This is a genomic window from Fulvivirga lutimaris (assembly GCF_009711525.1).
Lineage (GTDB): Bacteria > Bacteroidota > Bacteroidia > Cytophagales > Cyclobacteriaceae > Fulvivirga > Fulvivirga lutimaris.
Genome location: NZ_SMLV01000272.1, coordinates 1 through 9,659, shown reverse-complemented (window position 1 = coordinate 9,659; position 9,659 = coordinate 1). Strand labels below are relative to the sequence as shown.

Here is a 9,659-nt window from a genome sequence, read left to right as displayed (position 1 = left end):
ACTAAGGAACTCAGCAAGGATGTTTACGAGCTACTTATGTTACTAACTTATGGGCTGTCAGCTATTTGGGTTGTCTATGTATTAAACCTATTTGATGAAACGGTGCCCTACATAGTTGGCCCCGTATTATATTCTATTGTGGCTTATATAATCAGTTTTATAGTTATTAGTAAGGACTTCATATCAAAAATTGATCAAACCAAGTACAAAACCACCACAGTTTCAGAAGAACAAAGCACACAGCTTTATTCAAGAGTGTTAGCGCTTGTTGAAAATGAAAAGCAATATCAAAACCCTGAGCTCACCTTGAAATCTATGAGTAAGGATTTAAATGTTACAACTCAAACGCTTTCTATGGTAATCAATCAACGAAGCGGGAAGAACTTCAATAGCTTCATAAATTATTATCGGATAGAAGAGTCAAAGCAGCTACTCCATTCCAAAGAATTTAAGAACCACACCATGGCAGCCATTGCCTTTGAAGTGGGCTTTAATAGTATTTCAAGCTTTAACACTGCTTTCAAAAAACAAACAGGAAAAACGCCTGTGGCTTTCAAAGGCAGCTAGCGAAATTATCTTTTTGTTTATCGAAATGATCATTTCGAAAGACATTGACCAGACATAAGTATTCATTTGCTCAAAAAAGCAAATACTATGTCAAAAACTAAAAGAATCTTAAAATGGTCATTAATTGTAACACTAGTTCTCATCGTTTCAATTGTCTCTCTAGGTTACTGGTTTATAAACCTATTGCCAGAACCTAAAACAGCAAAGGAAGAGCTTAGGGCAACATTACCTTCAGACCTACCCTATCTGACAGAAAATATTAAAGAACATCGAGGTAAAATCTTGGCAGTAGTTACCAGTGTTGATGTGATGGGCAACAGTGGCAAAAGCACAGGCTACGAGCTCACTGAACTAGCTAGAGCCTATTATGTGTTCGAGGCCAATGGTTTTGAAGTAGATGTGGCAAGTACTAAAGGTGGTTTGCCTCCTGTGGTCATAGATGGTGATGACATGAAGGAATTTGACTACGCCTTCTTAAACGATTCAATAGCTCAAGAGAAAGTCAGTAACAGTATTGCCATTGGTACAGTAAACCCTGATGATTATGCTGCTATATATTTTGTAGGTGGAAAAGGTGCCATGTTTGACTTCCCCGATAATGAGCATATTCAGACCTTATTGAAGGACTATTATCAATCTGAAAAAGTAATTGGAGCAGTATGTCATGGTCCAGCCGCATTGGTAAATGTAAAATTAGATAATGGAAGGCATCTATTGGAACACAAGACGGTTAGCGCTTTTACCAATGAGGAAGAGCTGTTCCTAATTAAGGATGCCAAGGAGATCTTTCCATTTTTACTTCAGGACAAGTTGATTGAACAAGGCGCCACATTTGATGAGGGGCATCTTTATCTAGAGCAGTTGAGTATTGATAGAAATCTAATCACTGGGCAAAACCCATGGTCAGTCTGGGCATTGGCAGAAGCCATGATTGTTCAGCTAGGTTATACACCTAAACCCAGAAAGAAAAGTGCTGAAGAAAATAGTATAAGTGTACTGATTACCTATGAAAGTAAAGGTTTCGATGACGCCAAAGGGGAAATTGACAAAGCCTGTAAACAGGATCCCAGATCAATAGACAGAGAATTAATTGCGGTCCATAGCCTGGTGGCCACTATGCAATTTGATCTAAAGAAAACTGTAGATTTAATACAGCTCTTGAGGCACAGCAATGAGTTCCTTTAGACCTTAGTAAACAGACAGTTTATAACCAAACAGGTAATATTCATAATTATTTCTTAAAATAGAATATAATTGCATCTCAATTCAAAATACACTGATGAGGAATACATTAACTCTGCTTTCTGTTATTATTCTAATTGCTATTCTTGAAATTTCATCTTATGCCCAGTCAACTGAGGTACACCATAAGTATTCTGTAAAAGAAGTAATTGATTCAATCAAAACAATTGAAAATTCAATAATTGGCCTGAATGCTTATAGCTATAAAAATACTAACCTGTTGGCTAAAGATGAAGTAATTACACCTCGGTTAGATAGCATCGTTACTGACTTGATCTGGGAAAAAATCGAGTACCAGTATCAACAAGATTCAGTGCTTACATTGTACTCTCATTTCACGAAGCCGAATGAAGAAGGTAGCTGGTTCAATGATTATAGATATGAGTATGAAAGAAATGACTTTGATAAAGTAGTCAAATTCTTAAAGGTAATTTGGGATTTAGAAAATGAGGTTTGGATCAATGACTTCAGAAGTGAACGTAAGTATGACAGTCAACAAAATGAAATAGAATACTTGCGATACAATTGGAACAACATTTTAAAGGATTGGGAATTAGACTATAAAGAGGAAAGAAAATTCGACCTTCTTGGAAACAGAACCTACTATGTAAAATACAACTGGAATGCCGCAAACAGTAAATGGGTACCTAGCAGTTCAAAAATTATTGATGAATTCGATGATATTGGAAATGCACTTATGTACAGCACATACATCTGGGATGAATTGAGTGAGAGCTGGGTCGGAACCTACAAAACCAGTATTGATCCAAGAGATGAGCTAAATCGTTTGACTTATTATGCTTGGTATGAATGGGATTACGAAGTTAACGACTGGTATAAAGTCAAATACTTTGAATACGAATATGATGGTTTATCAGGAGTTTGCTTGGTATATGCAAATGACAATGATAGCTGGGTTTTAAATGACAAGTATGAATATATTTATGATACCGAGTTTAGAACTCTTTCTGAAATTGATTTTTATTTAAAAGATGAAGTATGGCGTGAATCTGGTAAAAAAGAATACCTCTACAACGGAGATACAACAACTTCTATATTTTACTCTGCAGGAGTGAATAACTGGTTACCCCAAAGAAAGTATATTGTTCTTTGGTATAAAACTGCAATTGATTATAAAGAAGCTTATGAATGGAATAATGATAACTCATCTTGGGTAGGTAACTATAAATACTTACAAACAAGAAATGATAAATTGCAAAGAACTTCTTATGTCAACTTTGAATGGGATTTTGAATCAAATGCTTGGGTTTATGCTACGCAAGTGGTTTATGAATACCATGATGAAATTCCAGTAAAAAGAAGAAATATCTTTCAATCCTGGATTGATAATGAATGGATAAATACTAAAGTTGAAAACTATCATTACAGAAAGCTCGACCGAAACTTAGACTTTCATGAGTTGCCTCAGAAGACATATGGTGATGTTGAATTTGTTATTCAAGCAACTAGTAACAACGACATGATGCCAATATACTTCTCAATCTCAGATCCAGCTATAGCATCAATAGTATTAAATCAAGTACAAATTAATCAAGCAGGTCAGGTACAAATAACAGCTATACAAGATGCTAATTGGTTATTTAATGCCACAAGCGTAGTACAAACATTGAATATTAATAAAGCTCCTCTGAATATAGGTGTTAGTGACACTATTAGACTTTTCGGGAATAGCAACCCAGAATTCAACATTCAATTCAATGGCTTTGTAAACGGAGACGATGTTAGCGATCTAGAGACCCTTCCGATAGCTACGACAACTGCTACAATTGAGTCCCCTCCAGGTGAATATCCAATAACATTATCAGGAGCCGAGAGTGTCAACTACGACTTCTTATATGAAGATGGTTTCCTTATAATTGAGGGTATTACTTTGGCAACTGATAATTCAAAAAATAATACTATTAATGTATACCCTAATCCTACGGTAAGATTTGTTAAGATAGATGGTTTGGAAAACATAGAGTCAATCCACTTATTGGATATAAATGGAAAAGTACTACTCAAGTTTGTAAAGCCTGATGGCAATACTTTTGATCTCAAAACTCTTAATGCTGGCGCTTATATTCTACAAATCAATACAGGAACTTCAACAAATAAAGTTCATTTAATAAAAGATTGATTTTTTGAAATAGTCTGATTGAATATACTTTTCAACTCAACACTAACCTCCTACTACCAAAACTAAGTAGAAACAATGCAGCAGTTGAGCAAAGTGCCATTACCACAGCCATGGGCATAGCACTGTCGGATTGCAATATGCTGACCAGTGCTGAGGCCAAAGCTCCTACTACCATCTGAAGGGAGCCCATTAGTGCTGAGGCGTTGCCTGCAGTGTGGCCTAAGGTCGCTAATGAAAGTGCAGAGGAATTAGGAAATATAAACCCAAGGAAGAACAGATATCCGAAAATCAAAGATGTGGTGATGTAAAGTCCTGAAAGGTTAAGGTAAGTTACTACCAAAAGCCCTATGCCTATTACAGATTGTGCCATCAGACTAAACAGAATAATCCGCTCACTTGGCAACTTCTTCAACAGTAAATTATTGATCTGGCTGGCACTTATAAGCCCTGCTGCAATCATGGCAAAGATGAGTCCATATTCCTTTTCAGAGACATTGAACAGTTGCATAAACAAATAAGGAGATCCGCTTAAATAAGCATATAATCCAGCATAAGCTATGGCTCCGGTAAAGGCAAAAACCAGAAACTGCTTATCTTTAAAAATATCGATGTAGTTTCCTAATATCTTTCGTGGTCTCAAAGAATAATTAGCATCCGCTTTCTTACTTTCCGGCAACCAGAAAATACAGCTCACTAAAACCATAACAGAAAGTACTATCAGAACTCCAAATACCGCTCTCCAACCCAGGCTAGCTGTCACATACCCTCCTGCCGTTGGAGCTATAATGGGCGATACTGCTATCACCATCATCAACATGGAAAATACCTTAGCCATTTCCTTAGTATCAAACAAATCTCTAACTATAGCTCTGGATGAAACCATACCAGCACATGAGCCCAAAGCCTGAAAAAACCTAAAGGCTATTAAGCCCTCAACTGAAGTACTGAATGCACAGCCTATAGATGCCAAAACGTACAATCCCAAACCGACATAGACTGGTTTTTTGCGCCCAAATCGCTCAAGCATAGGTCCGTAAAACAGCTGACCGACTGCTAAACCAATAAAAAAGCTTGAAAGTGAAAGTGAGATATGATTGATATCCGTATTAAGCCCAATAGAGATTTCTTCAAAGGCTGGCAGATACATATCGATAGACAAAGGCCCTATGGTGGTCAATGACCCCAAGATCAGAATTAGCAGGAACCGGTTATTTCGTGTATCGATGGCCATGACTACATCAAATGATTGAGCTTTTTAAAAGAAGTCGCAAATGTAGGGTTTTGAAGGCTACAGTGTTAACAAATTAAAAATCAGATTGAATTTTTACATCAATGGAAATGATTGATTGTGCATATCGATAGCATCTGGTGATAAACGGTCAACAATCATTGGATAACTCCATAAAGGCCACCTACTTCCACCTGCTGGTTCTCTCACTAGTCTCTTGAAATTCAGATGCTAAGGAATTGAATCTCGCTTTGAGAAGCAGCGCTCTGCCTTCAGAGTTCCTGGTGTATATGTAATCGCAATCTCCAACAAACTTTCTCCAGTTGGAAGCTAGCTTCATAACCACATCTTTATGTTTCGCCAGATGATCAGGCACAGCATGATAGTCGCGTTGTTTGATAAAAGCCCACCAATTCTTTCTAATCATGATGTATCGGGGGTTAAGCACCGGACCAACGATAGCTTGCATTGACTCAATAAAAAGGCTTTTCTCATAAGTAGTTCCGCCCTCCAGGTGACAAAATACCTCTCCATGATCATTAACAGTAGTTAGAATTTTCAGCTTACTTCTATCGGTATGTATTTGCCCCACATCAACCAACGTTTTTAACATGGCATGACTAATAGACTCCAGATCTTTAGCAATATCTCTGTATTTTATATAGACTCTCAGCGATTTGAAAAGGCTGCGACCGAAGAATACCGCAAGACCTCCTAAAAATGTATAGAAAAGCGTCCATCTCCCTTGAACTGTTTTTAGGAACCCTCGAAACCTAGGCAAATTATCCACAAACTCAAGTGTGTAAGCTGATATACCAAGCCCAAGTTCCACGAGAACATACTTGATGGTTTTATTAAGGTAAAGCTGCTTTTGCCTTTTATACTCTACCTGCTCCTCAAATGGAACCTTAATTTCTTCAACTAAATGAGTACCATTGGTAATTGCTTCTTTCCACTGTTGTGTAAGCTTTTCACGCTCTGCCGCGGACTGCATCATCCTCTGATTAGACATTTCGGCCTTCTCCTTATTGTATTTATAAGGCAAAAGCAGCCTATTCAATCCATTCTCTATTGTTCGCTCTTCACGTTCAGAAATACCTAAAAACCCTCTAAACCTTCTATTAAGAATAGCAATATCTCGACCTCCAAAGTCATGAGTTGGGTCATAACAGGCCAAATGCCAAATATTACTGGTTTTGCTTTTGTTCCCTCTTTGGGTTCTGATGGCACGTCCACGCATTTGGTTTGAGAGCACAAATGACCCCACGTAACTGGCTAGTATTAACGAATTAATAGATGGTGCGTCCCAGCCTTCTCCCAGCAATGATTTGGTACCCACCAAAATATTAATATTTCCAGATTCAAAGACCTGAGTTATTATATGTACCAAATGATGCCTAACCTTATCGTTCTGCTTTAAAAGGAGATAATCAGCATCATAAGCCAGCGGCTCAAAATTAATTTCATCAATGTCATGTTGCCCAGCAATTCGAAGAACCTCTGGCAAAGAAATGGCTGGAATCAGCACCAAAGAACCAGTCAAAACACCCAATTTTATCTCAGCGCCAAATTGACGTCTTAAAGTCTCAAAAATAGGGATCACTCCCATTTTGTTCATCGCAACTTCTTCCGACAAATACTCGGCTCGTATGTAGTCACTCAACACGACCTGCCTTAATGATGCTCCTAGTTGTTTTGATTCAAATGCTGTTATATCACAAATGCTACTCAGCTTATTTAAACTGGAGGTCAGCACCTTTTCCAATGAACTGTCGTTACTCAAATTTATCTTACCCCACTCAATAGCTCCTGTTTGTCGAATTCTTTTAGCAACGCTTTTTTGATGTTTAATAGTTGCTTCATCAATGGGCTCAAAAACATTGATGTAGTAATCAAGAAAAGTCTCTAACCATTCATCATTAAGTTTTGGCAAATCTTTGAGTTGGTTTCCAGTTATTTTCACATGCTCTCCATGAAGTACTACCTTCTTATGATTCAGGTAAATCAAAATTGAAGAATAATACTTCATGTTGTCATATATTGAACTGAGATGCTGCTCAGGCTCAAGAAACAAGGGAGAATTAGTGATGTCGGCTAATATCTTTTCATCATTAATTAACTCTTGCCTCAACAGGTCAATCTTATGCCGGTGGCTTTTAATCAATTCAAGCTCCTTAGAAGAAGGAGATGACAGATACACATAATCCTGATGCGGACATAAATCACCTTCTCTGATCAACTCAGGCACAGCAATCTCGGTATCTACTGGGCCGTTAAGCTCGAGGTACCTGTTCCATTCTGAATAAGTAACATCATATGGTGGTGTAGCGGTAAGCCCAACTATAGTCGGCTTCAGTTTTGATTTGAATTTTATCAATGTTTTCCACCATGCATTTTTCAGGTGATGTGCCTCATCAATGACAATTGTACCTAAACCAATTTTCTTAAATGAGGAAATTAAATTATCAATTTCTGATTTCGAACCAGAACTCTCCTGCTCCTCATCGGCCTCCAGTTCTAAAAGTTCATCTTCAATAATCTTGGTACCTGAGGCTGCAGCATGAATACCCTGATAGGTAGCAACTGTAATTAATTTTGGGTTTCTAATATCATTTGAAATCCACTCTGGCGGAGACATAGTTTGAAGGAACAATTCACAAAACCTATGAACCCATTGATTTCTGATAGCGATGGTCGGTGCTAAAATTAAAGTGGGCTTATTGAGACGCAGCATCACCTCTAAGCCCAACACTGTTTTGCCTGATCCTGGAGGTGCTATTACATGCAAATGATCATCATTAAGGTGATCTTGCAGCTCTCTGAGTACTCTTTCCTGATAAGGCCGCCAGGGATATTTAAAATTAATGTCTGATGGAAAATGGTTCAATAAAAAGAATCGGTTAGTGTTCAATTAAAGGTCACTAAGCTAATATTCCGTTGAATCAAATTATAAAGTAGTAGAAATTTATTTCACCATATAGAATAAATTCTGTCATAATCACAAAATAGGTTACTCATCCTTCAAAACATCTACAGGATTGGTTAATGCCGCTTTTATAGATTGATAGCTAATTGTTAGTAATGCGATTAAAATAAGTGAAACTATCGATATGATCACTACCAGCGGGTTGATCTCTATTCGATATGCAAAGCCCTCAAGCCACTGATTCATGACATATAGGCTGAAAGGAACGGCAATTGCAGATGAAATAATTAATAATACCAAATAATTTCTAGCTAATAAGGATACTATCTGGGATACATTGGCACCCAATACCTTCCTCACTCCAACTTCCTTAAGACGCATTCGGGTATTATAACTTACTAAGCCAAAGAGGCCAAGGCAAGCTATAAAAATTCCTATTCCTGTAAAAACTGTTATAAGTCCTCCGAGCTTTTGCTCATTCTTATACATCTTATCAAAATCCTGATCAATAAAGTTATAAGTGATTGGCCAGGTCGGTTCTAGGTCTGCCCAGGTTTTTTCAATAAATTTTATGGTCTCCGCGACATTATCACCTGTTAACCTCAGTGCCATTTTGTAATACGATCTTGGATAAAGATGTATTACTGATGTTGCAATTTGCTCACGCATACTTTCGAAATTGAAATCTTTAACCACTCCTATTATCTCACCTCTTTTTGTGGAGTCATAATGCCACATTTTCCAACTTAAAGGTTTACCCAGTGCCTCTTCAGCTGAACTGTAACCGAGAGCACTTACTGCCGTCTCGTTCACAATGAATCCTCCTATTGCATCAGATGCCAAATTCTCATCAAAGTCTCTACCTGCAATTACTACTAGTCCGATGGTTTTAACATAATCATGATCAACAAGAAAATGATTAGCCGAAAGGGTTTTATCTCCTATCGGTTGTATGATATTATCACCAGCCACAATATCACCAGGGAAGCCATAAGCATACGTGGCAGATTTAATATCAGGATTGGCTAAGAAAAGCTGCTTGGTTGTTTCTAGGTTTTTACGAAGTCCGGGTCTCAATGTAATTGTGATTACATGCTCCTTATTAAAACCTAAGTCCGTTTTTCTAAGAAAATCTACTTGCTGATAAACAACTATTGATACGATGATAAGTGAAGCTGATAAAGCAAACTGAATAACAACCATTACATTTCTAAACGTAGATTTTCCATTGCCAGAACTACCTTTGAGCTTAAGCATTGCAATGGTGTTAAATTTAGATGCATAAACTGCTGGATAAAGACCTGCCAATGCCCCTAACAATATTGAAAAAACCAAAATTATCATAAGGTTCAATGGGCTTCCAAACATCTCAAAGTTCAATGGCTTTCCAAGAAATTGACTTAAATAACCCACTGACATTTCAACTATAAAGCCTGCCAGAATAATGGACAATAGTGAAATCATTATGGACTCACCAATAAACTGAAATATCAGATGCTTTCTTTTGGCTCCAATAATTTTTCTGACACTCACCTCTTTCATCCTACTCATGGCTT

At 37.4% G+C, this 9,659-nt stretch carries 6 protein-coding genes; 3 read left to right on the top strand and 3 right to left on the bottom strand.

What is annotated here, in order from left to right; translation table 11 throughout:
* The 3 genes from E1140_RS04270 to E1140_RS04260 form a co-directional block, all read left to right on the top strand.
* On the top strand, positions 1-567 hold a 567-nt coding region (locus tag E1140_RS04270; RefSeq protein WP_155179398.1), incomplete at its 5' end, for a helix-turn-helix domain-containing protein.
* Positions 568-654: 87 nt separating this feature from the next.
* Positions 655-1,752 (top strand): type 1 glutamine amidotransferase domain-containing protein, encoded by a 1,098-nt coding sequence (locus tag E1140_RS04265; protein WP_155179396.1) that lies wholly within the window; start codon positions 655-657, stop codon positions 1,750-1,752.
* Positions 1,753-1,846: 94 nt separating this feature from the next.
* Complete coding sequence (locus E1140_RS04260; protein ID WP_155179393.1) at positions 1,847-3,949, top strand: MBG domain-containing protein; 2,103 nt, start codon at positions 1,847-1,849, stop codon at positions 3,947-3,949.
* A gap of 31 nt (positions 3,950-3,980) precedes the next feature.
* Here E1140_RS04260 and E1140_RS04255 read toward each other — a convergent pair whose 3' ends face one another.
* The 3 genes from E1140_RS04255 to E1140_RS04245 all read right to left on the bottom strand — a co-directional run.
* Positions 3,981-5,180: a multidrug effflux MFS transporter gene (locus E1140_RS04255; RefSeq protein ID WP_155179392.1), complete on the bottom strand. Its 1,200-nt coding sequence runs from the start codon at positions 5,178-5,180 to the stop codon at positions 3,981-3,983.
* Positions 5,181-5,361: 181 nt separating this feature from the next.
* Entirely contained in the window at positions 5,362-8,088 is a 2,727-nt protein-coding gene (locus tag E1140_RS04250; protein ID WP_155179388.1) for a DEAD/DEAH box helicase family protein, read from the bottom strand.
* Between the two features lie 99 nt (positions 8,089-8,187).
* Positions 8,188-9,659: FtsX-like permease family protein (locus E1140_RS04245; RefSeq protein ID WP_155179386.1), on the bottom strand; the 1,472-nt coding region annotated here is incomplete at its 5' end.